Annotated in this window: 15 protein-coding genes; 12 read left to right on the top strand and 3 right to left on the bottom strand. The window is 35.6% G+C overall.

All coding sequences use genetic code 11. The features are described from left to right. The first annotated feature begins 337 nt into the window (after positions 1–337). The 12 genes from ASG01_RS15920 to ASG01_RS15865 all read left to right on the top strand — a co-directional run bounded on the left by ASG01_RS15920 (position 338) and on the right by ASG01_RS15865 (position 20,871). On the top strand, positions 338–532 hold the full coding sequence (locus tag ASG01_RS15920; RefSeq protein ID WP_131725397.1) for a hypothetical protein: 195 nt from the start codon (positions 338–340) through the stop codon (positions 530–532). A 272-nt stretch (positions 533–804) separates the two neighbouring features. Further along, positions 805–1,110, top strand: a complete 306-nt coding sequence (locus ASG01_RS15560; protein ID WP_055865840.1) for a tetratricopeptide repeat protein — start codon at positions 805–807, stop codon at positions 1,108–1,110. A gap of 24 nt (positions 1,111–1,134) precedes the next feature. After that, positions 1,135–1,428, top strand: a complete 294-nt coding sequence (locus ASG01_RS15555) for an alpha/beta hydrolase family protein (RefSeq protein ID WP_262483869.1) — start codon at positions 1,135–1,137, stop codon at positions 1,426–1,428. Positions 1,429–2,135: 707 nt separating this feature from the next. Beyond that, complete coding sequence (locus ASG01_RS15545; protein ID WP_157844215.1) at positions 2,136–2,936, top strand: GLPGLI family protein; 801 nt, start codon at positions 2,136–2,138, stop codon at positions 2,934–2,936. 68 nt (positions 2,937–3,004) lie between these two features. Beyond that, positions 3,005–3,343, top strand: coding sequence for a hypothetical protein (locus tag ASG01_RS15540; protein WP_055865829.1), 339 nt, complete (start codon positions 3,005–3,007; stop codon positions 3,341–3,343). Between the two features lie 950 nt (positions 3,344–4,293). Continuing rightward, positions 4,294–5,709, top strand: coding sequence for a T9SS type A sorting domain-containing protein (locus ASG01_RS15535; protein WP_055865826.1), 1,416 nt, complete (start codon positions 4,294–4,296; stop codon positions 5,707–5,709). Positions 5,710–5,727: 18 nt separating this feature from the next. Beyond that, entirely contained in the window at positions 5,728–16,194 is a 10,467-nt protein-coding gene (locus ASG01_RS15530; RefSeq protein WP_055865823.1) for a SpvB/TcaC N-terminal domain-containing protein, read from the top strand. Between the two features lie 2 nt (positions 16,195–16,196). Continuing rightward, on the top strand, positions 16,197–16,778 hold the full coding sequence (locus ASG01_RS15525; protein WP_055865821.1) for a hypothetical protein: 582 nt from the start codon (positions 16,197–16,199) through the stop codon (positions 16,776–16,778). A 586-nt stretch (positions 16,779–17,364) separates the two neighbouring features. Beyond that, the gene (locus ASG01_RS15520; protein WP_082498409.1) at positions 17,365–17,760 is read left to right on the top strand and encodes a RadC family protein; all 396 of its coding nucleotides are present in this window, start codon (positions 17,365–17,367) and stop codon (positions 17,758–17,760) included. Between the two features lie 300 nt (positions 17,761–18,060). After that, on the top strand, positions 18,061–18,228 hold the full coding sequence (locus ASG01_RS15875; RefSeq protein ID WP_117613482.1) for a DUF2624 family protein: 168 nt from the start codon (positions 18,061–18,063) through the stop codon (positions 18,226–18,228). Positions 18,229–18,237: 9 nt separating this feature from the next. Continuing rightward, on the top strand, positions 18,238–19,008 hold the full coding sequence (locus tag ASG01_RS16140; protein WP_202966992.1) for a recombinase family protein: 771 nt from the start codon (positions 18,238–18,240) through the stop codon (positions 19,006–19,008). A gap of 360 nt (positions 19,009–19,368) precedes the next feature. After that, positions 19,369–20,871 carry a T9SS type A sorting domain-containing protein gene (locus tag ASG01_RS15865; protein ID WP_202966991.1) on the top strand — a complete coding sequence of 501 codons (1,503 nt, stop codon included), beginning with the start codon at positions 19,369–19,371 and terminating at the stop codon, positions 20,869–20,871. Between the two features lie 112 nt (positions 20,872–20,983). Here the strand turns inward: ASG01_RS15865 and ASG01_RS15510 are convergent, their stop codons facing one another. From ASG01_RS15510 to ASG01_RS15500, 3 genes are all read right to left on the bottom strand, one after another. Then, complete coding sequence (locus ASG01_RS15510; protein WP_055865815.1) at positions 20,984–21,259, bottom strand: hypothetical protein; 276 nt, start codon at positions 21,257–21,259, stop codon at positions 20,984–20,986. A gap of 35 nt (positions 21,260–21,294) precedes the next feature. Beyond that, positions 21,295–24,348 (bottom strand): DNA polymerase III subunit alpha, encoded by a 3,054-nt coding sequence (locus tag ASG01_RS15505; protein ID WP_055865812.1) that lies wholly within the window; start codon positions 24,346–24,348, stop codon positions 21,295–21,297. A gap of 11 nt (positions 24,349–24,359) precedes the next feature. Beyond that, on the bottom strand, positions 24,360–25,300 hold a 941-nt coding region (locus ASG01_RS15500; RefSeq protein WP_055865809.1), incomplete at its 5' end, for a DNA polymerase IV.

Genomic DNA, 25,300 nt, shown 5'->3' with positions numbered 1-25,300 from the left:
TCAATTTCATATCAGCGTTACGGTTTTCCGTAAAAATCAGACGATTACGCAATTGTTTGCTGTCAATCCACTGTCTGTAGATTCGGTTTATTCTATTAGATATTTGTAAAAGAAATCAGCGAGGAAAAAACAATTACAAATCCAAAGATTTCTAAATCACCTGATAAAACGGAAGAAAACTCCGGGTTGGGAAGCAGATGTTTCTCTTCCGTTTTTGAAGGTATTACTTCCCAAAAAATTTAAGAAGCGCTTCAATTTTTTTAACCGTGTCAAGCTGCCTGCGATCTGTTTCGCAGAGAAGAACACGAATGCTTTAACAATTAAATTTTTTGAAAAAATGTTACAATTTATTTTAGTGCTACTTGGTTTAGCATTTGGAAATCACAATTCAGATACATCATGCAACCCTGACGGACAGGTAACCCTGCAGACAACAAATCCTGGTGGCGGTACAGATCCGGGAACTGGAACCGGCGGAGATACGGGAGGAGATACCGGTGGCGAAACACATCCGATACCTCCAAAAAAATAGCATTAAATTTTTAATTTAGGGGAATGAAAAATCATTCCCTTTTTTTGTTATTTCTCATTCTGATTCTTATTACTTGTGAAAAGAAAATAGATAACCTAACCGCTGACAGACTCTATAACTAAGGTATAGATTTCTATTACCAAAAGAATTTTGACAGTGCTTTTGTTAAATTCTATAAGTCTTATCAGCAGTATCTAAGTAATAAACAAAACAAAGACGCAGGAACATCATTAATTTATTCCTCCATAATACAAAATGAGAAGGGAGATTATTTGGGCAGCAACGATAATGCCACCAAAGCGGCAAAGCTTTTAGATAAAAATGACAGAAATTTCTCTTCTATATACAATCAATTTGCAAGAAATCATGAGGAATTAAAAAATTATAAAGAAGCTATTTATTTCTATAATAAAGCTATTCCATTTAGCGATGATGAGCATTCCAAACTGGTTTTACAAAATAATATAGGTATCGCTAACTTAAAACTTAAAAATTATCATGAGGCTGTTGAAATTTTCGCTGAAGCTGCCAGGAATAAACTGGTTAAAGATAGTGTTGACTTAGGAAATAAAATTTAGGATAATTATGCTTATTCAAAGTTTTTGTTAAACCCGAATTATAATGCTGAAAAGGAACTAGAATTTTCAAGTCCAATGCTTTTGTGGACGGGAACTGCGGATAAGAATGTGAATCCTGAACAAACCCGGTCATTTTACAATGCCCTGCGGAAATATAGAAAACCGGTGATTGCTTTGTTTTACAAGGATGAACTTCATTCACTTCAGGGAAAGGAGCAGCGGAACGATCTTACGGTGAAAATGGTCGAGTGGTTTGATTATTTTTTGAGAGATGGGAAAGTTGTTTTATGGATTAATAAAGAAAATATTGCGAGATAAACTATAGTGGTATAATTGTCGAGAGCTTCCTTTATTATTCAGGTGAAAGATGAATATGGAATAAAAGAAAAGATCAGATTATACGATGTAATTGCAATAATGAAATTTGTAATCGTCTGCGGCTCAGCAATGACATTTGATTTCCGCGATACGTTACGGGACCCGGACGGACCTGTAACATATTTTGCATATTTTAAAGATCCTGTAACGGTGTTGTCGGAGTCACGCAACAATATCTTATTGAATACAAATTTACTTTATTGTATAAGGATTTCATCGTCAACTATTATATACGTAAGAAAGGTATTTAATAACTAAAATCATATCAGGTAGACAATAGTCTATTTCAAACAGCGATAACACAATCTTACCAAAATGTCAGATATTAGGAATAACCGAAAATTTTAGACCATTGATTTTTAGTTCAGTAATTAGTATGTTTCGGCCAACTAATTCATGTAGTTTAAACTGTATAATCATGCTAATATTACTTTATCTATTATCTTCCAAACCATTCTTTTAATACATCTATCTACTAAAATATTAGCAAAGAATTAAGAGGACTTGCCTTCTGGACCTACTAAATATTAAAAGATTTCAATCTTACTACGAACGGCAACACTCTCAATAACTCGATGTTTTGCACAAAAATAAATCTTCATGGTGAGAATAGTAAAAAAAATTATACTTTCGTAAAAATGTTTCAGATGAAATCTATCGTCACAATTTATTTTCTTCTTACAGCACTTTTATCAGGTCAATTATCTGCCCAAAGCAATAAATCATTTATGGAAGTGTCTTATCGAATGAAGTTTTTTCCTGACAGCCTCAATTTAGAGAGATCTATTACTGTTGATAATCTAATCCTTCTGTTTAACGACAATTCATCTGTTTACTTCAGTAAAGAAGCGAGAGATTATTTTACTCAATTAAAAAATGGGGTCTCTTCTTCAAAAAATGGAAATATTTCATTGGGTGTGCTGCCTTCTTTACCAAAATCAAGAGGTAGTGTATACAAAAGCGGCGAGGTTATAACCGCAACTTTGCCAGTAGGAAGATACTTTTACTCATTTGAAGAGCCTAAGTTATTGTGGGCATTATTAGATGAGAAAACAAAAATAAACGGAATAGATTGTCGTTTAGCAAAAACCTTGACTGATACCGGTGATACTTTTTTTGCTTGGTACACTATGGAGTACCCATACTCAGAAGGCCCGTTCAGATTCAAGGGATTACCAGGATTAATCATTAAGGTTTATAATAAAAATAATACTATTTCGATCGAAGCGACCAACTTAAAAGAAACTGCAGAAAGTATCGAACCATTCTTTAATGATGGTAGTATAGAGTTAAAAACCAAAAGCATCTTTTTAAAGCAAAGAAAAGATTACAATGATAACCCCAATATTCAAAATATGAACAGCAATGTCACATTTAGAAAAGATGGGGTTTTGCTAGACAATGCGACCAGTATGAAAAAAATTGAGAATAATGTATTTCTTGATTAATCAAAATAAATTGAAATATTATTTTATTATTCATTCAATAGTTACTATTTTTAATAAAATTTTTAAACATGAAAAAAATATTTTTTTTAGGTTCTGTTCTTTTTGGAACATTCACCTTTGCAAGCAATACAATTGCAACAATTGAGAAAAAATTATCTTTCAGTTCTAGTGTTGCTACGGAAGTTAGCATTGTAGATGCTGTTGAATCTAGTAGTAATGATGAAAATGCTATTAAAAGATATAAAACTATCGAGTTTGACATTGTCTGTAACGGCCAAGTTGGGCATATGACAGCGACTTACTGGTCAAATTTTGATTCTGGTTTCTATTCAGCGACTGAAGTTGCTGCTGTGATTTTTCAAGGTCAGATACAAGGCTGTCAACAAATGGCTGATCATGGATTATAGTAAGTAATTACTCATTTAAAAGGTTTATTGATTTGTTTCAATAAACCTTTTTTTTTGTAACCTCTTTCTATTTGCCTGCATTACAGTTTAGCACTCTCATACAAAATTACAGTAATCTAAGCATTCGGTTTACAATACGCGTGTAAATTGTGTTGCCTTGAATTAATTAAAGTAATAAGTCTAACGTTGACTTACTGCCTTTTTTCATCTTTTAAACCCGTTGTGTTAAATATTTTCCGAGTTGTAGCTTATATATAATGTACTTAGAGATTTATATCGTATTTGTTCAGTGCATTTGATCAACAAGATAACTGCTATCTTAAAAGTTATTCGGTTATCTTATAATACGCGATCAAATAATCACTACTTGCTCAAAAATATTTAGTAACTATATACTTGTAAAGACTTACATGCGCACAATGGTAATTTATACCATTTCGAAAAGATTGACATACCCAATAATCTTTTTTTAAAAAATAAAAAGGATATTAATACAACATTTTGAATGCGGCCTCATAGAATCGTGCATTGTATTTTAAAAAAAAGGGGGTGTAATAAATGCAAAATTCAGTCCATTTATAGAGTGAATTATTCCGCACGTATAAAAATTCTTCATTCTGCCATATCACCAGAGCATAGTACTATAAAGAAATAAGGAATATTAATTCATTATTTTAAGATTTAATAAAACAAATAACTCTACTTTATTCTTCAAATAACAGTGATAAAACGAGAATTCTATAATTGTGAACTTGCTAAAAAATTATGTTTTTTTTTCAGACTGTATTATAAATTAAGTTAATTTAGCCGACATATATTTTATAATACACCCGTTAGGGTTACAATATAAAACAATTTGTAATGGTTATTTAGATACAAGTCTCTTATGATTGATTTTAAAGCCAAGTTATAATCGTTATAAATTAATAGAAATAGGTAAATCTGAGAATATGCATAAAAATTTATTTTTTTTCACTGTCATCTTTTTTTCCGGTACTTTTTCCGGTCAGTTAAAAAGCAGTGATGTACAAATCTGGAAAAAGTCAGACCTGACTATTCGCGAAGCATCTTTGGTGAGCGATGAGGGTTTACTGAATTTTAATGTGGGTATAAAGGACAAAATCGCAAAAAAATACATCAAACATAGCAAGACAAAAAGTCACAGCTTAAGTATTGTACATACCTCTAAAGAAGATGAAAAGATTTGGGAGAATGAAAACAGAAACTCTCTCTTTAATAATTTTTTTGGAAAAGAGCAAAAGGAAGATAAGCAACCAAAGGGCTTAAAGGAATTAAATAAGTTGATGGGAAATAGTGATGGTGGTGTGAAAATAAAAAAGAAGCCAAGTATTTTCTCTTATGTTGCCAATGCGGAAAAACCCAATTTGAAATCCGATAGCAGTAAAATAAATTTTGAAGATAAAAATCTTTATGAACTGATATTTTTTTCAAAAAAAATAAAAAAAATAGACCTTGACAAAATCCACTCTTATCTGTCTATTAAATATGGAATTTCATTGGAAAAAGGGAAGTATATATCTAGTGACGGAACTCTAATATGGGATCCGTCGAAACACAAGAATTTCCAACATCGTCCGACGGGCTTAGGTAGAGATGATGGGAATGAGCTTTATCAGAAGCAATCTGTAAATGCTGAAAATCAATTTTTGACAGTTGGAAAGTCTGATATAAAGAAAATGAATGTTGAAAACACCAGTGTTTTTGATGACAGGAATTTTGTAATGTGGTCTGATGACAATAAAGATTTCACGTTCAGGAATGACGGTAATTTCAGGATTCTTGAAAGAAACTGGGAGATTAATTTTGTCGGAACCACGATTCCTAAGACGGATTACAAAGTAAGAATTGAAAAGAAGATAATCAATCCTGAATCATTACCTCAGGTTTACTGGATGTTTCTGAAAACCAAAGATGGTGAAACAGTCAAGCTTCAAGGAATAGAGAATGATAGTTATATAGATTTTAATAAAGTCAATTTTCAGAGCGATAAAGAACTGCTTTCTCAGTTTACTTTTGGGGTTAGTCCTTTGAAAGATATTAGATCTACATCTGATAACAATACCGCTTCATCCGGAATAACTGATGAAGAACTCTCTTTAAATCTTAATGACATTGTTTTGTATCCCAACCCTGTAACGAGCGGACAGAATTTCTCTATTAAATTCCCGGAAATGGAAAATCTTTCCGTATCAATTTACGATGGTGGCGGCCGTTTGGTTAAACTTGAGAAGATTCATCATTATTCAAAATCATACAGTTCATCGCTCACTATCCAGAGCACGTACCTGATCACTTTGGTTCAAAACGGAAAAGTAATAAAGACTTTCAAACTTATTGTAAATTAAAAACATCAGAAATTTCGTATGAAAAAAAATAATCTTTTATCTCGTAAGAAAGGTTTTATACTACCATTTCTATTCTTCACTTTTATATTTATTTCTGCAAGTCTTTCAAAAGATCAGATTCGTCAAGTCAGAATTTTTAAGCTGCGGCATTTTTCTGAAAAAGATGCTGTTCAGGCAGATACGAAAGAGAGTCGTTTAAAACCTCATCTTTTTGAGGATCTGAATTCGAAATCATTTCTTAAAAATTCATTAACAGACTCCACACTGAAGAACGGAATTTCTTCGTCAGTCTCTACTGCATTTACTGATTCATTGCAAAGTTTTACTTCATTACCCAATGAGGTTCTCCTTAACGGAAGAGATAAGAAGTATGCGGCTAAATCCAGTTTTGATGCTTTAGAAAAGCAAGGTCAGATCGGAGTGCAATCTGAAGGTGAAGAGGATAAAATTTCAGATAATTTTTTTAGTATTGACATTCCTAAACAAAAACAAACAATAACCTCAGCGTATCTTGAATATGATTTATACGGACTCGCCGGTCATCAGTCTGTTTCAAGATCTATTAATCAAAATCCGTCAATCGGTGGACAGCATATAACAGTAAGTTATAAATGGACGCATCAAAGAGAATCTATCAATCTGTCTCTATTACAAGAAGGAAAAAATAAGATTCTATTTACCGCTCCGGCAAAGGGAATTATCTATAAAATAAAAAATGTTAAAATTGTTTTTGATCATGTCAATCAATGCGATGATTTAGATAACATCACTTCATCCATTAACGGAAATTCTCTTTACTTAAAAGGATTTGTAAAAAATCAAGGCAATGGTTTGTCTCATATTCTTATTGATGGTCAGAAGGTAAATACCTTTTCAGGGGAATTTGAAAAGACAATTTCACTAAATTCAGAAACGCTGAATAAAGGTTTCGTTCCAATATCTTTTTCGGGCTCTATAATTAATTATCCGATTTCTGGAAGACCGGTTGAAGCTAAGGCTGTCAAAGATGAGCAGCTGAATTTGCAGGTTTTTGAAATATTAAAAGAAAAGGAACATAGCTATAATTACGAAGGTGCACAGATTGAAGTGACAAAACAAAATGTTGGAGAAGCAAATTTTTCGATAGGAGCTTTAAAATTGAGAGGAAAGGATTTTCCCACCACTAATCAAGGGATAAGAAATGTTACTTTAGATGGTCGTGCATATCGTTTTAAAATAGCGTCAGGAAAAATATCAAAAAAAATATTAATCAGTATACCCTACGATTCAAAACTTTTAGGAAACTTTTCAGCCAAAGAAATTAAGGTTTTTTACTTTGATTATCAATCAAAAAAGTGGATGGTTGAAACGTCATCCAAAGTCGACGAAACAACAAAAACGATCAAATTTGAAAGTTATGGAGATGGCGATTATATTAATGGTGTAATTTCAGTACCAGAATCTCCCCAGGTTAACTCCTTTGCGCCAACAAGTATCAGCGGTTTGAAAGCCGGTGATCCAACATCAGGAATGCATTTCATGTCACCACCATCTGTAAGTCAGAAAGGTGATGCAAACGTTAGTTATCCAATTGTTGTTCCTTCAGGTAGAAACGGTGTTCAACCAAGTCTCTCCGTATCTTACAGTAGCGGTGCAGGAAACGGATGGATGGGAGAAGGTTGGGATATTAGCGGTTTATCTGCTATCACTATTGATACCAGATGGGGAACTCCTAAGTTTGATCCGACATACGAAACGGAACTCTATTCATTTGACGGCGAAATGCTTGTTTATGACGGTAATTATCTTCCTCACCGACATAACGATATTGATCCGAACTCTTCCATTTTTACCACAGCTAAGCAGGAGCGAAGCGCTCTTATGACCAATAACAAAAAAACATTTTTTCTAAGAAGAAATCATGATTTTACTAAAATTGAAAGATTCGGTACAAGCACAAGTGATTACCGATGGATTGTAACCTCAACAAACGGTTCAAAGTCTTATTATGGCGGTTCAGAATCTGGTGTTGAAGAAAATAGCGTCATCAGACAAAATGATAATATAAATGGTAAGATAGTACAATGGGCACTTTGGAAGGTTGAAGATGTTCATAAAAATAATATTAAATACATATATGAAAACGTTTCTATTTCCGCTTCAGGCGTAAATTCTAATTTGAATGGAGGAAAATACTTCCATATAAAGCAAATCGTATATACAGGGTTCAACGGTTCGGATGGAACGTACACTGTTGATTTTGAAAAAGAAACTTCGATAACTCGAAATGATATCAGTATTAACGGTAAGCAGGGCTTAAAAAGAGTTGAGCCATATAAATTGAACTCTATTTATGTAAAATATAATAGTCAAATTATTAGAAAATATAATTTTTCTTACATCCAAGGAGAATTTTTTAAAACTCTGTTAAAAAATATTACTGAATTAGATAAGGATAATGCTGTTTCAAATTACTATGATTTAGAATATTTTAACGATTTAAAGGATCCTCAGAGTGGACAGACGATAAATTTTTCTCCTGATAAAGATGTTTCTGTTCCGCAGCAGTTGAATGCATTTCCAATTTTACCGAATTCACTTCAGCCGTCCAGAATTAATTCAGCATTTTCGACAGATTGGGGTGTAAGCGGACGTCTTACCGCAGGTGTAAACTTCTTGAAACCTTCTCAAGATGGTTATGGACATATTCAATTTTCCGGTATGTATGGTGTCGGAGGTGGAACATCCATAAATGCACAACAGCTTATTGATTTTGACGGTGATGGTGTACAGGATTTAATATATAGAGTTCCGGGAAGTTCTGGTGGTTTACGTATCAGCTCCGGTGTTCTGGACGCGAATGGTGCTTTGACTTTTTCTGCTGTCCGAAACATTTTAAATCTCAATAGCGAATATTCTCATACTAAAACAAAAACAGATATCAAGGGTTATGATTTTGGGGCGAGAGTTAGAGTGAAATGGAAAATTTTTGGATTTGGTATCAACATAAACTTAGGTTTCAATCGTGCCTTTGCTTGGTCGACTTCAAAAAGTGAGACCTCTACTTTCCTGACTGATGCAAATTTTGATGGTCTAATGGACGTGGTACAGGATGGTAAAGTATGGTTTAATAAACGTAGTGCAGCCAATGGAGCAGAGATGACTCCGTTTAGTGACAATACGGAGAATATGGTAATTATTGCCGACGCACTTGCAGAGCATACTGAACCACCCGTTGATACAGGAAACGGACCGCCACCATCAGTCAACGATGTAGTAAAATTCTGGATTGCACCAAAGGACGGAAATATAAAATTTTCAGATATTGTAAGTATTGAGAATGTTGCGAATGCCGAAGCAATATATTCTGTAGAAATTAAAAACCCCAATTCACAGGGTAATAAAAATGGACGAATTTTCCTTAAAAAGTTAACTAATGGAATGGCTTCGGTAAATGTTAATCTTTTAAATTACAACTCATATACTTCTTATTCCCCTCAGGAACCAAATAATCTTTTAATGATTAATAGTTCAGCGGCTCTTTATGTTAGTGCAGGGGATAAAGTTTTTGTAAGATTACATAAGAATAATAATAATAACTTTAAGGTTATTTCCAACCCAAGTATCAGCTATGTGAATGTTTCTGATCCAAATGATGTAAATTTACAGCAAGACGGCTTTTTCTTAAATAACGGCAGTTATTCTGAAAACTTCCTCCTTAATAATACCAGGAAAGCATTACAATTTAATTCTCCTGGAACCGTGAACATCTCTATTCCCTCGTTTACCTTTCCGAAATCTTCTGATAAAATCACATTCAAAATAATCAAAGATGATGAAGTAAACCTATCACAAACAGAAATATATTCTAGGGAGTATGATCAAAATGATATTCCTTTCCCGACTGATCCAGTAAATTTAAATCTTAATATAAGTTCAAGCGACACCATAAATATTAGATTTGTTGTTGACGCGGACTCATACCTGTCTTTTAAAAATCATAATTGGAATAACATAGATGTAACCTATAATGCTTCAGCAACGGCAAACAATGCAGCGGCAACTTATAATTTAAAAGGAATTGCGGAGTATCCATCCTATTATTTGACTGAATTTTTACCAAAAATTGATAATGTAGCACTCGGAGGGAATTTACCTAATACGTTACAAGATTACAAGATTCAGATTAATAAAAGTTTTAGCAGCTATTCTGGATTAACTACAGGAGATTTTTATTATGTTATAAAAAAAGGATTAAACGTCCTTGGAAAAAGGAAGGTATCTGTCAGTACCGGTGCAAATCCAAGTATCACTGAAACTGATATGGTGACCGGGCTAACAGTCAACGGGATTTCCCCAATCTTTTTTTATAATGGTAATCTGCAACAGCCTATACCATCTTCAGAAAGAATTACTGTTCAGGTTTATGTTTCGAATCAAGATAATATTATTTGCTATCGTAACTATCGTTCCAAATTCCCTTTAAATAAAGCTTTCAATATTTATGGAGGATCATCGAATGCAGTCGTAACTACCGTTAATGCGACAGGTTTAAATTCTGCAGGTTTGAATCCCAAAGTGAGTTTAATTTCTAATAACTGGGGGCAGTTTCTCTATGATGGTAATAATGATGTGGAAATGATTAAAGGTTCTGACGGTTCTCAGGTTATTCTTAATACTTCTACACCATCAGACATTTACGGTCGACTTATCAATACTATGTATATTGCTGACTTCAGTATGCCTCCGGCAGTACTAAGCGGAAATTCATCATGTGATAATTTACCTACACCGGCTGAAATAGCAGCATGTTACTTCAATGCGAATTCTGGTTCCAATTCACCCTATTATAATGGAACCGTGCAAAGTTTGACACCAGTAATTCCGTTAGATACGAATAAAAAAGATAACGTTGAAAAATGGAGAGGACTGGGACCTGAGCAATATACAATGCGTGAATCCTTTAAGGACGATGAGGATACAACGGATATTTTCAACCTCTCTACACAGAATCCTTCGGCAACAAATACTACAGTACAGGGTAATGTAAATACAACGATGCTTGCCATCAGTAAAAAGCATTACAGCAGATCCAAAACGACTACAAACAGCGGAAGTTTTGCTTCGATCGGTGGTTCTAACTCAGCAGGACTTGCAAACTCCAAATCTATATTAGAGGGTATCGGGAGCGTAGATTTACAGGATTATCTGGACATGAATGGTGACGGTTATCCCGATATTGTATACAAAGATGCTATGCAGTTATCGAACAGTACCGGTGGGTTAGGTGGTTTGAATCCCGGTACTCCTGCCGCTCTGCAGGCACCATTTGTTAATGCCTATTTATCAAATACAGATAGCTACTCAAATGGATTATCTGCTTCTTATGATTATACGAAGTTTAAAACTGTAGGCGTTCCGATATTCGTAGGAACAAGCATTTTTTGGGCAACCGTAGATACTTCACCAACATGGTCTACCGGAATGTCTTTATCAGCTAACTTCGATTCTAAAGATTCTGGAGAATCTTTTTGGATTGATGTAAATGGAGATGGATTGCCAGATAGGATTTCTGGGGGTGGAACACCAAATATGAATGTTTCTTTGAATTTAGGAAATCAGCTGCTGCCACCTTCAACCTTTAATAATTTTGAAACCTATGTATCAAGACCTATTGGTTCCGCAGGACTCGCATTTTCGCCGGGAGGTTTTGCCGGTGCTGTAAATAATTCGGGTGCTGTTACGTCTGGTTTCAGTTTTGGGGGCAGTATCTCTGCATCAGCTTCGCTAGGTACAGGAAAGGCCACCTATGAAGATATTAATGGCGATGGTTTAATAGATGTATTGAATATTTTTTCTAATTATGATGTATTGAATATTTCTTCTAATTACACTGAAGTAAGATATAATCTTGGGAATAAGTTTTCTGATCCGGTTAGATTATATAAATCAGCTGCCGGAAATATTGATTTTAATAATGAAACTAAAAGATATAGCGGCGCTTTATCACTGCATGGTCAGTTCTATTTAAATCTACCGGTATTTTTTATTTTTTACGTAAAAGTTGGTGTAGCAGCGGATGCAAGTTTTGGAGCTGCAATCACTGAAGTAGATAAAGCCTTTAAAGATATGGACGGAGATGGATTTCCGGATTTGGTCGTATCTAACAGTAACGGTTTCAAAGTAAATTACTCAAGTGTTGGAAGAACCAACAAGCTGAAAAAAGTGACCCTATCCAGACAGTTGAAAAGAGAACAGATGCAAATGGGTATTTTTGAGATGGATTATGAATTCTCAAAACCCACATACAACGATCCTCATGCAAAGTTGGTGATGAAGGAAGTGAGAATTATAAATCCCGATGTTAATTCTCCAAATTATCTGATTTCTGATCCTGCAAAAGACATGGTTACTCAATTCAAATATGAAAATTCCAGATATGACAGAAGGGAAAGAGATAATTTCGGTTTTGAATTCGTTACAGTAAACGAAATGGAAGGGAATTCTGTTTATAGAAGCAACAGACAAACCTACTATAATAATGGTTATTTGATGAACGGAATGCTAAAGAGTTCGCAGTCATTTAGCTCTTCAGGCAGCCTGCTTTCAAGCTCTGAAAATTCTTATGTGCTTAGAAAGTTCAAAAATGGTTTTTATGGGTCAAATTCTGAAATAGACTTATCAATAGCATTACCATTAGATTTTGATACCGGAGGTAAGGAAGGTCGAAAAATGGCTCGTGTATTTCTTGGAAGTACCACTTCTGTAGTTTATGAAAACGGTGGTCAGATGCAGACTACTAAGAGTTATGAATATCATCCTAATGGCCAAATTTCAAAATATTTACACAGTAGTCCAGCGAGTAATTACAATGCTATAATTGGTTATCACAGCCTTAACGTAGCCACCAACATTCAGGGCATTCCAAAATCGATAAATGTTTATGAGGGCAGCTCCTCTTCAAATGTTTTGAGATCCAGAGGAACTCAGATTAATACTATTGGGCAGATCACCCAGGTTGGTGTAAAATTAAATAATTCAGAATATTCATTCACCAACTTTACATATGATCAGTACGGAAATATGGAAAGTGTCGTTTATCCTAATAATTACACAGTAACCTATCAATATGACTCAGTGCTACATAAATATGTAACACTAACACAAGACTCCTTTGATGTGAGGTCGTCCGCTACTTACGACCCATTATTCGATGCTATTACTGAAGCAATAGATACCTCCGATAATATTATGAGGTATAGTTATGATGCTAAGGGAAGGTTAAAATCAATATTAGCACCTAAAGAAGCCGGTGTATCGCCATACACTGTGGAATACGAATATGATCTGTACCCTTTTCCGCATAATAATAACGGTAACCTAAGGCTTCTGTTCGGTGCTAAAACAAGAAATTTTGATCCGCAAAATCCTACGAACCCGATTGAAACGATAAGCATTGCAGACGGGTTAGGTAGAGTGGTACAGGTAAAAAAAGATATTGAATTAGATGGTGAAGAAAAAATGTCTGTCTCCGGTGTAGCTATCAATGATGTGCACGGTAGAACAATAGTTCAGTATCATCCAACTTTTGAAGCAAAAGATGTTTTGAACAGCTCCCCTCAGATCAATACTATCTACAATTACACACCTTCTGGAGTTTATACCACGGCAGCTTATGACAATAGAGACAGGGTAATTGTAATGACGGATGAGGACGGGCACAATACTACAACCGACTTTTCAATTTATCAAGGTTATTTTAAAACATCTTTACAGCAGCAGCAGAATAGCAGTGGAACAATCCTTAAGTCTGAATCACTTGTGGATGCAGATGGAAAAACTAAGAGAACAACGAACTTTCTTGGCTCGAATAGTTTAACAACAGGCTTCGGATATAATGCAATTGGCGAACTTGTAGAAGTTAATGATCCCGAAGGAATTGCAACACTTTACGAGTATGATTTAGCAGGTAGAAGAACGATGGTTAATCATCCAGATCATGGCATTTCTACTTATAAGTACAATACTGCGGGACAGTTATTGGAATTGACTACAGCTAACCTTCAAAATGATCCAAGTATACAGACGCATTACATTCAATATCGTTACGATCAAAACCGTCTGGTTGGTATCACATTACCAAAGCTTCCCGACGGATCTCCAAATCCAAATGATGTTGCTTATACTTATGGAAATTCAGGAGCCGGTAACCAAACTGCAAAGGTAACTAGGAAACATGATGGCTCAGGTGATACCACGTACAGCTATGGTAATATGGGGGAAGTTGTAGGTCAGAATAAAGCTGTACAGGGATATAGTATTCCATCAATGAATTTCCATACCAGCTATGAGTATGACAGTTGGAATAGAATACGAAATATCACATATAATGACGGCGAACAGGTTGATTATACTTATGATCTTGGAGGAAATCTTCAAAGCATGTCAGGTCTTGATACCTACATTGAGAAAATTTCATATGATCATTACGGGCAGAGAATAAATATAGTTTATGGTAATGGAACTAGTTCAACGTATACGTATAACCCAACTAATAGATTGCTTAACAATCATTTACTGAAAGAATCTGGTGGTAACGATATACTGAATAACCAGTACTCATTTGACTTTGTAGGAAATATTTCTGGGATTACAAATTCTTCTTCCCAATCCAATAATAAAATGGGTGGAAACTACAATTTCGGATACCGATACGATCAGCTCAATAGATTAATTGGGGCAGGCGGAGAATTTGGCGTTGAAAGAAAACCATCTACTATTTATCAAACATCTCCATACGCAGTATCAAATTCTTATTTTAATGTGGATTTGGTATATAATTCATCTGGAGGTATCGTAAATAAGGCTCAGAAACATGTACAGGATCAACAGGGTAATGCTGAAAATTCTTATAATAACAGTTACAAGTATATAGGTGGAACACACAAAGTTTCAGAAATTTTAGATCTGGCTACCGGAAATTTCAATGGTTTTGAGTATGATTATAATGGAAACGTGGTAGGTTCTATGCGAGATGGTAATACAGATAATATGTATTGGGACGAGCAGGATCGCTTAAAAGCAATTTCCAATTATGACAGTGGTCTATATCAGTATTATGTGTATGATGACGGAGGCGAGAGAATCATAAAATACATGCTGAATAATCAGGCAAGCCTTTATCAGAACGGAGCTTTAATAGATCCGGGAACTCTGCAGATGTATGATTATACGGTATATCCTAACCCTTATGAAGTGGTGAGTGGTAACGGTACTATAAGCAAGCATTATTTTGCAGGCAGCCAGAGAGTAGCGAGCAGAATAAATGTTGTAGATCCTAACTTGAAACAATCTGCTGGCACTGCAAAAGAAAAAGCAGAAAGTAACGGTGCAGAAGATGATTTTAATATCTATCTGAAAAAGGCAGAGCTGGAGGGCAAAAGAATAGAAACAGAATTTGAGAAAGCACCGGGTGGAAGTGCAGGTTTATATTATCTGCACGGCGATCATCTGGGTACAGCTACATATGTAACAGATGGTAACGGTGAAACTACACAATTTTTCTTAAATTTACCTTTTGGAGAGACCATGGCAGAGCAGAACTTGCCGGGAGCCTACGACAATCCTTATAAGTTTAATGCGAAGGAATTAGACAGAGAAACTGGTCTGTATTATTATGGGGCAAGATATTATAATCCTAGGCTGAGTATTTGGTATGGTGTAGATCCGCTAGCGGAGAAAATGCCAAGCTGGTCGCCGTATAACTATACTTTTGATAATCCTATACGTTATACAGATCCAGATGGGAGATCCCCAATTGGTCCGGGCGATCCTCCCATGTGGGCTGCAAAAATTATCGCCAATACAGTTCCAAATTTATATAGTGTCTTTTATTATTCAAATAACTCAAGTAATCTAAATTTATATAATTGGGCTAATGACCGTAACAAAGAGCCAGAGTATAAAATTAGAGGTTTAGTCGGAGAAGCAATTGCATCTTCTGTGATTGGCGAGGGTAGTTTTGGTGATTATTATAATGGAAATCAGATTGATCTAAAAATATCCAAAATAGCATATGACGTAAATTTTAGACCCACAAAAACAAGAGTTCAAAGAACTGTACACCTATCTGTAAGTTCTTTTTTAGGTAATACTTCTGTAGTTGACTATGAGGATAAAACATTTAAATCGTTTACAAATTATACATTTAATTATGAAATAAAAACTTTTGGTCCTTGGGCAAAAACTGAAAATCTTTATTCAGCTTACGTTCAAGCAATAACGCAAACAATAAATCTTTCTGACGGTGATAACACTGTTGGTGTATTATTCACTGATAGGCAAGCATGGATGAAAGTCGCTACAGATTCGAAGTACGGACCTCTATTGCAAAAACAATATAAAAGGTTAATAGATAATGGTGGACAACTTCAATTACAGCAAGATTTAGCTAATCAAGCTAATAAAGCAACGAAATTTTTAAAGAAAAATCTAAAAGATAAATAGTAATGAAAACTTTTCAAGGTATTGGCTTATTGTTTTATGATAAAAATAAATATGCGAGGTGTAATAACATAAGTTTGACAGAATTTGTTGAAAAGATCAGAAGTCAAGTTTTAAATGAGTCAGAATTAGACTTTATTCAAACATATGCTAATGTGTATGATATAGAGGAATTGCAACTGTTGAAAGAAACTTTTTTAGATAATATAGAAAGTATTACAAATACGGAAATTGTAAGAATTGTCTATTATTTATCTTCAGCATTGGATTTTGAAAAATATTATTACTTGTATCCACGTTTTTACTTTTCCTTCAATAATTATAAATTTTTAAGATCACATGAAAGTTTGATAGTTAGGTTATATGAGAAGAATGTGGATTTTAATTTTGTGAGTGAGCAATTGAATCATACAGAATTTGAAGAAACATACATTTTGAATAAAATTGCTAAGAGCACAGTTTTAGAAGAAATTAATAAGATTATTCCTGAAACTGTTGACGATGAAAAAAATATAGATTTAGTTAAAAACTTAATATCGACTATAGGAATCGAAAATCTAGAAATTTTGCTAATAAAATTTTTGTAAAATGTTTAAACTTGAACCATCAGAAGACTTCTTTAGTACTACAACAACTATTAATTATGGTGATATATTAATTATTCAAATTATTGTGATTATTTTATTTATAAATACTTTATATCTTATGACTCTTATATTTAAAGAATTTAAAAAACTTCTTAAAAAATAAAATGGAAAAGATTCTTATTACTAATGATTGTGGACCATATATTAGCGCCTTGTTATTTATAAATTATATTACTTGTATTCTTTTAATTGTTTTAGTTCTACTAAAAATAATCAATTTTCTGAGAAAAAATACTTTATAAATAGTAAGATAGAAACAATTTATATTTCATTATTCCTGCGCTGGCGCGGATCTCCCGCTCGTGCTTGTAAATAAACCAAAACCCTCACAAATACGAGGGTTTGGTTGTTTATAGCGAAGCAGATTCATTTTTCAGATACTTTATCTTTTTTTAAGTTCATTTTCTCATGTAGAACAAGTACATAGGTGGAAAACTAATTATCAGAAATTTTTAATCAGAGTACCGGAAGCTCTAATGTTTTTGAGGATAATTATAATGGAAACGTAGTAATTTCATGAAAGCTAGTGATCCAAATAATATGTATAAAAAACTCAATTGATGCAGTGGATATTGTCTGGGCGCATTTCGATACAAGTGAAATTGATTATCGGGAATCGTTTTATGCACTGTATCTCAACCAGGCGAATAAGGTTTTGGGTATTAAGAAAATTTCAAAGTGTGGAATTACTTCCACCTTGGTAGATGTCAGAATTATTCTGCAGGCCGCACTCCTTTGTAACGCTACCGGATTTATTGTCTCGCACAATCATCCTTCAGAAAATCTGCGGCCTTCACCGGAAGATTTTAAAATGACAAAGAAAATAAAAGATGCTTCTGATCTTTTATCAATCCGGCTGCTGGATCACCTTATCCTGACATCGACCGAGCATCTTTCGTTTGCAGATGAAGGTTATTTGTAGAAAAAGGTACTTCAGTGAAACGGGCTTAAATTATACAATTAATCTCATTAAATAATTAACAATCAGTTAAATATATGTACTTTTGCGTTGAAAATTTTTAATCGAAAGCGATTTTTTTTACTTACTTATCGTAAATGATGGTTCTGCAGTAACTATATCTATTTATAGTCACCATTTGTTATAATTTATAAGTTACGCCATCGGATTACAATAAAGACTTAATAAGACAAATAATCCCAGGCAGCGCCGAATTAATAGGACAAAAAAAATTCTATTGTTTTTTATCATCAAAATAGTGTGATGAAAAAAACTGTTGAAGTAAAAAAAATAGAAGTCGAAGATTTAATCGCGTTTATGAAAAAAGAGCGTGTCGAAATTACACAAGAAGAAGCTAAACAGATAGCAGCATTTTTGCACATAATCACCGTTTCGGCCATTGAATTTATTATGAAAAAACATAATCTGTAAAAAATTATTATGAAAACAGCTCATTTATATGTTAGAGTGTCGACTGATGAACAAGCAGAGAAAGGATATTCGCAAAGAGATCAAGAAGAAAGGCTCAAAAGATATTGTGAGGCTAATAATATCATTATAAAAAATGTTTTGTTTGAAGATTTTTCTGCCAAAACTTTTATCAGGCCGGAATGGATCAAATTAATTGACGGGCTAAAAAAAAGGACTTCCAGAACAGATCTCGTATTGTTTACCAAATGGGACCGTTTCAGCAGAAATGCGTGTGACGCTTATCAGATGATCAATGTTCTGAGAAAGCTAAACGTAGAACCGCAGGCTATAGAACAGCCTTTAGACTTGGCGATACCTGAAAACAAAATGATGCTGGCCATTTATCTGGCAGCCCCGGAAGTTGAAAATGACCGACGCGCATTAAATACTTTTAACGGTATGCGTCGTGCAAAAAAAGAAGGTAGATTGATGGGCAGGGCACCGTACGGATATATTAATAAGATAAGTGAAGATGGAAAAAAATATATTGTCAGAAAAGAGCCTGAGGCTTCAAATATAATCTGGGCCTTTGAAGAAATGGCAAAGGGAATTTTTTCTGCGAGTCAAATTATGTTTATGATGAACAAAAGAGATGGAAAAAGTTTAAAGATCAGTGCTTTTCTCGAAGGTCTACGTAATGTAGCATACTGCGGAAAGATTTTCGTAGGAGACTATAATGATGAGAAAGCTTATCACGTGAAAAGTATACATGAGGCGCTTATTAATGAAGAGCTGTATTAAAAGGTTCAAAATATAATGGATCGAAATATAAAACCTGTTAGGCCTAATGTCAAAGTATTGTGTGACGAGAATCTTCCATTAAGAGGTTTTCTTATTTGTCCGGACTGCGGACACTTGATCACTGGGAGTGCATCAACTGGAAGAAATTCTACAAAGTATTTCTATTATCACTGCAAAGCACCATGTAAATATAGATATAAGTCAGAGGTAGTTAACAGAATATTCCTCGATTTATTACAGTCAATGACCATGCGGGAGCCTATCAAAAAGTATCTTAAAAAAGTTTTAAAGCAGAACTTTGAAAAATTCATGAAAAATCCCGTGCCCGAAAGGAAAAGGATATTATCAGAAATTGACCAGATGAACTTAAGGTTAAAGTCTGCAAGAAATAAATTATTGGAAGAAGTGATCACTAATGAAGATTACTTAGAATTAAAAGCGGAATCTGTTAAAGAAATTGAAAGACTGGAAACTCAGTTAGCACAAAAAGCATATGCAAAAAAGATTGATTTTCCAAAACTTCTGGATGAAGCATTAGCGTATGGGTCGAACCTTCATAAAGTCTTTATTAACGGGGATATAAGAGAAAAAAGGGGTATAATTGGTTCGATTTTTCCCGAAAAACTAGTGTTTTCTGAAAATCAATATAGAACCACTAGAACCAATGTTTTGCTGTCGTATATCTATCAGATTAACAGCGAGATAGAGGCAGAAAAAAACCGGAAAAAAAGTGAATTATCACCTCTTTCCGGTCTTGTACCCATTACCGGAGATGTTTACGGTAGCTCATCCATCGGTCATACTAATTTTATTTATGATGAGTCTCTAAACAGATATTATCTGGCGGGAAAAAGGAGAAACGGCGATTATGGGGATATGATCGATTTTTCATTTAATAATATTCCCATTGACAAGGAAGCTTTTTTAATTGCATTTAATCTTAACGGCAATACAGTTATTGAAGCCTGGCGGAAAGAAATTAATACCGGTTTTGCAACATCTATATTGGATGATGAAATACATTCGATTATTAAAGATGCTTTTACTTCTGACATTTATATTGCGGGAAGATATTATTCGAATACAACCACTGCAGCTACTTTCGGAAGTTATACTTTTCCAATACCTACATACGGGATTCAAAGACCTTTTATCATGAAACTGAACTCTGCCGGAGTGGTACAGTGGGCAAAAATTCCTGACGCAATCCCTGCAGCTGTAAATGGAACGGCTTACCGTTTTATGAAAGGAAAAATCGTGCAGAATGGCAATGAGATAGGATTTGCTCAGGGAAGTTGGGGAATAAGTTGGGGAGGATTCACCATGGCAAGACCATCAGGTGCTAATGCTGACCCTGTTCTTTTCAGGTTTAATAAGGACACCGGTTCCGTATTGGGAATGGGAGAGATTTACAGCAATGCAGGCGTACAGGATGAATTCACGGCAATTGCAGTTGATAATGATGGAAACTATGTTTTGGGAGGCTTTTTTCATCAGCAGCTGTTTACGGCAACCGATGACAATATACCAGCGATGACCTTGAATGTTCCCGGAAACCGATCACAGAATTTCTTTACCAAATATGCCAAATCGGCCTGCAGCCAGTTAAGCACTTCGGAAATTACTGCTGAAAATGCGCAACTGTCATTTTATCCAAACCCGGCACAGGATTATGTGATGATCAGCACGAAGAATAAGCTGCAGACTTTCGAAGTGTATTCGATGACCGGTCAGCTGGTGAAAAGAGGCAAGTTTGAAAGTGGTGAAAACAGGATTAATGTTCAGAGTTTAGCTTCAGGAAATTACGTGATCAAAATTACGACCGACAAAAGCAGCCTGAGCGGTAAAATCATTAAAAAATAAACCTTTTCATATTTTAAATTTAATTAGGAGAACCGGTGGCTGAAAATGTTGCCGGTTTTTTAACTTAAGAAACTAACACTTATTAATACATTATCTCCTGTGCTGTTAAACTTTAATCTTTCTTACCATATGGAGAATTGATCTCTACTGCCCGTTGGCAAATAAGATAGGTAAAGTATGACTTTTCGCCGGTCTTCTTGTCGGTATAAATTTCACTGTCCCAGGTAATGGAAAACTCCCAGCTGTCCCATTTTCTCATTTTATGGACATAGGGGTTGAAATCACATTTAATCTCAAAATGTTTTTTGTTTTTATCACCCTCAAAACTGACGATGACTGAATTATGATCGGGGCTTGTTTCATCAACGATGGTGGCTTTGAGTTTCATATTAGAAGTTGTTGTTTTTAAGTATGTGTTCTATTCTAGATCATTTTCTGACGTGGCAATCCGATCTCATGTTCCTGTGGATAAGGTTTTCTCTGCGTCATGCTCAGATCTTCATGCAGTGTTCTGGCGGCTTCCAGTGATTTTTCTTTATCCATTGAATAGCGTGGATCGGGTATAAATGGCATCTTAGCCATTTTGTGAATGGTGATCGTCGGAAAGTGGAAATCTACTTCTACGGTTCCTAACAGCAAATAGCAGCCTCCACCCTGAAAGGGATATTCTTCGAGACAGTTCGGAAAATGGGCCGTATCAAAATATTCTCCTTCTGCATCAATCCAGGTTCCGAAAAACATAGCACCTCTTTTCGTAGGCACATGCTTTCTGGAGATTAGGTAAGCAAGCATCTTGATCTGCTTTTTATGATGCTTGACTAAGTCTTTCGCCATTACATTGCCCCGGTATTTGGTCTGCAGCAGATCAAAAGGACTGTAGGATACAGAAAATCCTAAGATCTCAATTTCGTCAAAAGCATCTTCAAAGGGATTTCTGTTGATCACGGGAAGTAGGTATTCCTTTTGGGGTTCATCCAGTAGGGTGGGGTGTCTGAATACGAACTGGTCATTCCCAAACAGAAATCTTGCCTGAATAAGAAGTTCATGTTTCTGTTTTCCGGTAAATCTAAATGCCCCGATAAAAATGAGGATCTGCAGGGTTTCGATTCCAATCGGTATTCTTTTGACGAAATTCTCCAGCGAAGTGTATTCGCCGTTATTTTTTCTTTCTGCAGGAATCATTAAGGCGATTCTTCCTTCCACTTTCTCAATATGCATTAAACCCAAATACACATCGGTTCCATATACTGTGGTTTGGTATTCGCTGAGATTGACGCAGGGATTTTTAATGGTTGCTCCCGACATTTTTGCTTCATGGATATAGACCTCTGTCCTGTAAAATCCACCGCCGTTGTTTATAGCACAGACCATGAACTCAATAGGGTAGTAGACTTTCAGATACAGACTCTGATAACTTTCTACCGCGTACGATGCGGAATGTGCTTTACAAAATGAATAGCCTGCAAAAGATTCGATCTGGCGATAGACTTCTTTGGACAGTTGTTCGGGATGTCCCAGTTCTCTGCACGATTCAAAAAAATGATCTTTGACTTTCTGCAGTGCAGACAGTGATCTTCCTTTACCGCTCATGGCTCTTCTTAAAACATCACCATCTGCTGCCGACAATCCTCCGAAATGCAGGGCAATTTTGATTACGTCTTCCTGATACACCATAATCCCGTAGGTTTCACCCAGCTCTTCTTTAAATACATCGTGAAAGTATTCGAACTTTGTCGGGTTATTGTGCCGGAAAATATATTCTTTCATCATTCCGCTCTGTGCTACCCCCGGGCGGATAATGGAAGATGCCGCAACCAGAACTTTATAGTCTTCACATTTTAATCTTCTGAGCAGTCCCCGCATTGCAGGACTCTCAATATAGAAACAGCCGATGGTTTTACCGATACTGAGATAACTGTTGCACTTCTCTTCGTTTTTTGATAGGGTTGTGTCTTTAATGTCTACCGTAATTCCTCTTTTTTCCTTGATGAGTTCTACGGTATCTTTGATGGTTCCGAGACCTCGTTGAGAAAGGATATCGAACTTTTCAAATCCGATATCTTCTGCCGTATGCATGTCAAACTGAACAATTGGAAAACCTTTGGGAGGCATTTCCAAGGCGGTGAAATTGGTAATCGGTTCTTCTGAAATTAAAATTCCACAGGAGTGCATGCTTCTCTGATTCGGAAACTTTTCCAAAAGCTTACCATACTTATGCACCAGTTTAAAAACAGAATTGGTATCATGCTCACTCATCGGTTTCGTCGCCAGCATATCCAGTTCTTCCTTCGGTAAACCGAAAGCTTTTCCGACTTCTCTGAAGATGGAGCGGTACTTAAATTCTACATTGGTTCCGCAAAATGCGACATGCTCTTTACCGTATTTGGTGAAAATATATTCCAGAATGGTATCTCTGGTTTGCCAGCTCCAGTCGATGTCAAAATCAGGCGGGGTTTTACGGTTGAGGTTCAGGAACCTTTCAAAATAAAGATCCAGTTCCAAAGGGCAGATGTCTGTAATTCCTAAGCAATAGCTTACGATCGAATTGGCACCGCTTCCTCGTCCCACATGCATAAACCCCATTTTATTGCTGTATTGAATAACATCCCAGGTGATCAGAAAATAACCGCTGAATTTTAACTGATCAATAACGCCCAGTTCTTTTTCCACTCTCGCTTTTGCTTCGTCGTGGTTGCTGCCATATCTCGTTTCCAGCCCTTCATAGGCAAGTTTTGTCAGGAGTTTAAAATCATTCTCCCGGCTCTCCGTAAAATGCTGTTTGTTTTTAGGGGTTGAAAAATCGTAGTCGAAACTGCATTGGTCAATAATCTCCGATGTGTTTCGTATGATCTGGGGATAGTGGCGGTACTGATCCAAAACTTCTTTTTTACTGAAAAATGTTTCGGTGTCTCTGCAATAATCGTGATCACCTAATTTACTGATCAATGTATTGTTATCAATGGCTCTTAAAATTTTATGGAGATTGTAATCGAGTTTGGTTGTGAACGTCACAGGCTGTAAGATGACCATTTTATCGATCAGCTTTTTCATATCGGGCTTTACGAGTTGATTCAATTCCTCTGGCCTGATTCCCACATATTCATGTTCCTGCAATACTTCAGGAATATTATGCAAAGGATAAATGACTATGGTATTTTCGAGGATTGGATTGTGTTTTGGAATTTCTATTCCATCACAATTATAATCCGTTAGGAGTCGGTTAATTTCCCCGACACTTTTTTGGTTTTTAGCCAGACAGATAAAATAAAGTTCGCCTTCTACTCTGATTTCAACGCCGACAATAGGTTTAATGTCATGGTCATTGCAGAGTTTGTAGAATTCATAAATGCCCGTAACGGTGTTGATGTCCGTTAATGCTAATGTTCTGACCTGATGATCCACGGCCTGCTGTACCAGATCCTGAATGGAAATGGTTCCGTAACGAAGGCTGTGATAGGAATGACAATTGAGAAACATATGATGTATTTTTAGCTCAGCAGTCCGGACGCTCTGCCCACACTGGCGGTTCCAAACCTGTTCTTGATTTTATCCATGGTCTGATACAATGAAATCAGTTCTTCGGTATCTTCAAAGAGATCCATTTGGTGACACCCATGCACCAACCCAGTGAATTTGACTCCGATCAGGCGTATCCTCATTCTGCGAGTATATACTTTTTTGAAAAGTTCAAGCACGTATTTGAGCAGCGTATGATCTGCTGATGTATAAGGAATCCGGCACTGTTTGGTCTCCGTATCAAAATTGGAATATCTGATTTTGACAGAGATGGTGGAGGTGAGCCATTTTTCCTGACGGAGCTGGAAAGCCAGTTGTTCGACCATCCCCGATAAAACACTTCTCAGATTCTGAACATCGATCGTATCCTGGGAAAACGTATTTTCGGTAGAAATTGATTTCCTTTCCGAATAGGGAACAATCGGTGTATCATCCAGTCCATTTGCTTTTTTCCATAGCTCACTTCCGTTTTTTCCGATCAGCTGATGAAGAACTTCAATGGGAGTTTCTGACAGCGTCTGAATGGTTCGCAATCCTAATCTTGACAGTAGATTAAAAGTTACATTTCCGACCATCGGAATCTTTTTTACGGAAAGAGGATTTAAAAATGGTTTTATATTCTGATGCTGTATTTCAAATCTGCCGGTCGGCTTGGATTCTCCGGTCCCGATCTTGGCTACGGTTTTATTGGTGGATAATGCAAAACTTATGGGTAGACCCGTATTTTTGGTGACCGCATCTACAATATCATTGGTCCAACGGTAACATCCAAAGAATTTATCCATGCCTGACAGATCCAAATAAAATTCATCGGTGCTTGCTTTTTCCAGAACAAACACTTTTTCCTGAATGACCTCTGTAACCAGATGCGACACTTTGGAATACATTTCCATATCCCCTCTGATAATTCTTG

Origin of the sequence: Chryseobacterium sp. Leaf180, from assembly GCF_001424585.1 — a bacterium.
Lineage (GTDB): Bacteria > Bacteroidota > Bacteroidia > Flavobacteriales > Weeksellaceae > Chryseobacterium.
This window is presented reverse-complemented; position numbering and strand designations above follow the sequence as displayed.

Coding starts and splice junctions, on each gene's coding strand:
- ASG01_RS15505 (WP_055865812.1), bottom strand. CDS start 24,348: ATGTTTCTCAATTGTCATTCCTATCACAGCCTTCGTTACGGAACCATT.
- ASG01_RS15920 (WP_131725397.1), top strand. CDS start 338: ATGTTACAATTTATTTTAGTGCTACTTGGTTTAGCATTTGGAAATCAC.
- ASG01_RS15510 (WP_055865815.1), bottom strand. CDS start 21,259: ATGAAACTCAAAGCCACCATCGTTGATGAAACAAGCCCCGATCATAAT.
- ASG01_RS15530 (WP_055865823.1), top strand. CDS start 5,728: ATGAAAAAAAATAATCTTTTATCTCGTAAGAAAGGTTTTATACTACCA.
- ASG01_RS15865 (WP_202966991.1), top strand. CDS start 19,369: ATGAACTTAAGGTTAAAGTCTGCAAGAAATAAATTATTGGAAGAAGTG.
- ASG01_RS15525 (WP_055865821.1), top strand. CDS start 16,197: ATGAAAACTTTTCAAGGTATTGGCTTATTGTTTTATGATAAAAATAAA.
- ASG01_RS15545 (WP_157844215.1), top strand. CDS start 2,136: ATGAAATCTATCGTCACAATTTATTTTCTTCTTACAGCACTTTTATCA.
- ASG01_RS15875 (WP_117613482.1), top strand. CDS start 18,061: ATGAAAAAAACTGTTGAAGTAAAAAAAATAGAAGTCGAAGATTTAATC.
- ASG01_RS16140 (WP_202966992.1), top strand. CDS start 18,238: ATGAAAACAGCTCATTTATATGTTAGAGTGTCGACTGATGAACAAGCA.
- ASG01_RS15540 (WP_055865829.1), top strand. CDS start 3,005: ATGAAAAAAATATTTTTTTTAGGTTCTGTTCTTTTTGGAACATTCACC.
- ASG01_RS15535 (WP_055865826.1), top strand. CDS start 4,294: ATGCATAAAAATTTATTTTTTTTCACTGTCATCTTTTTTTCCGGTACT.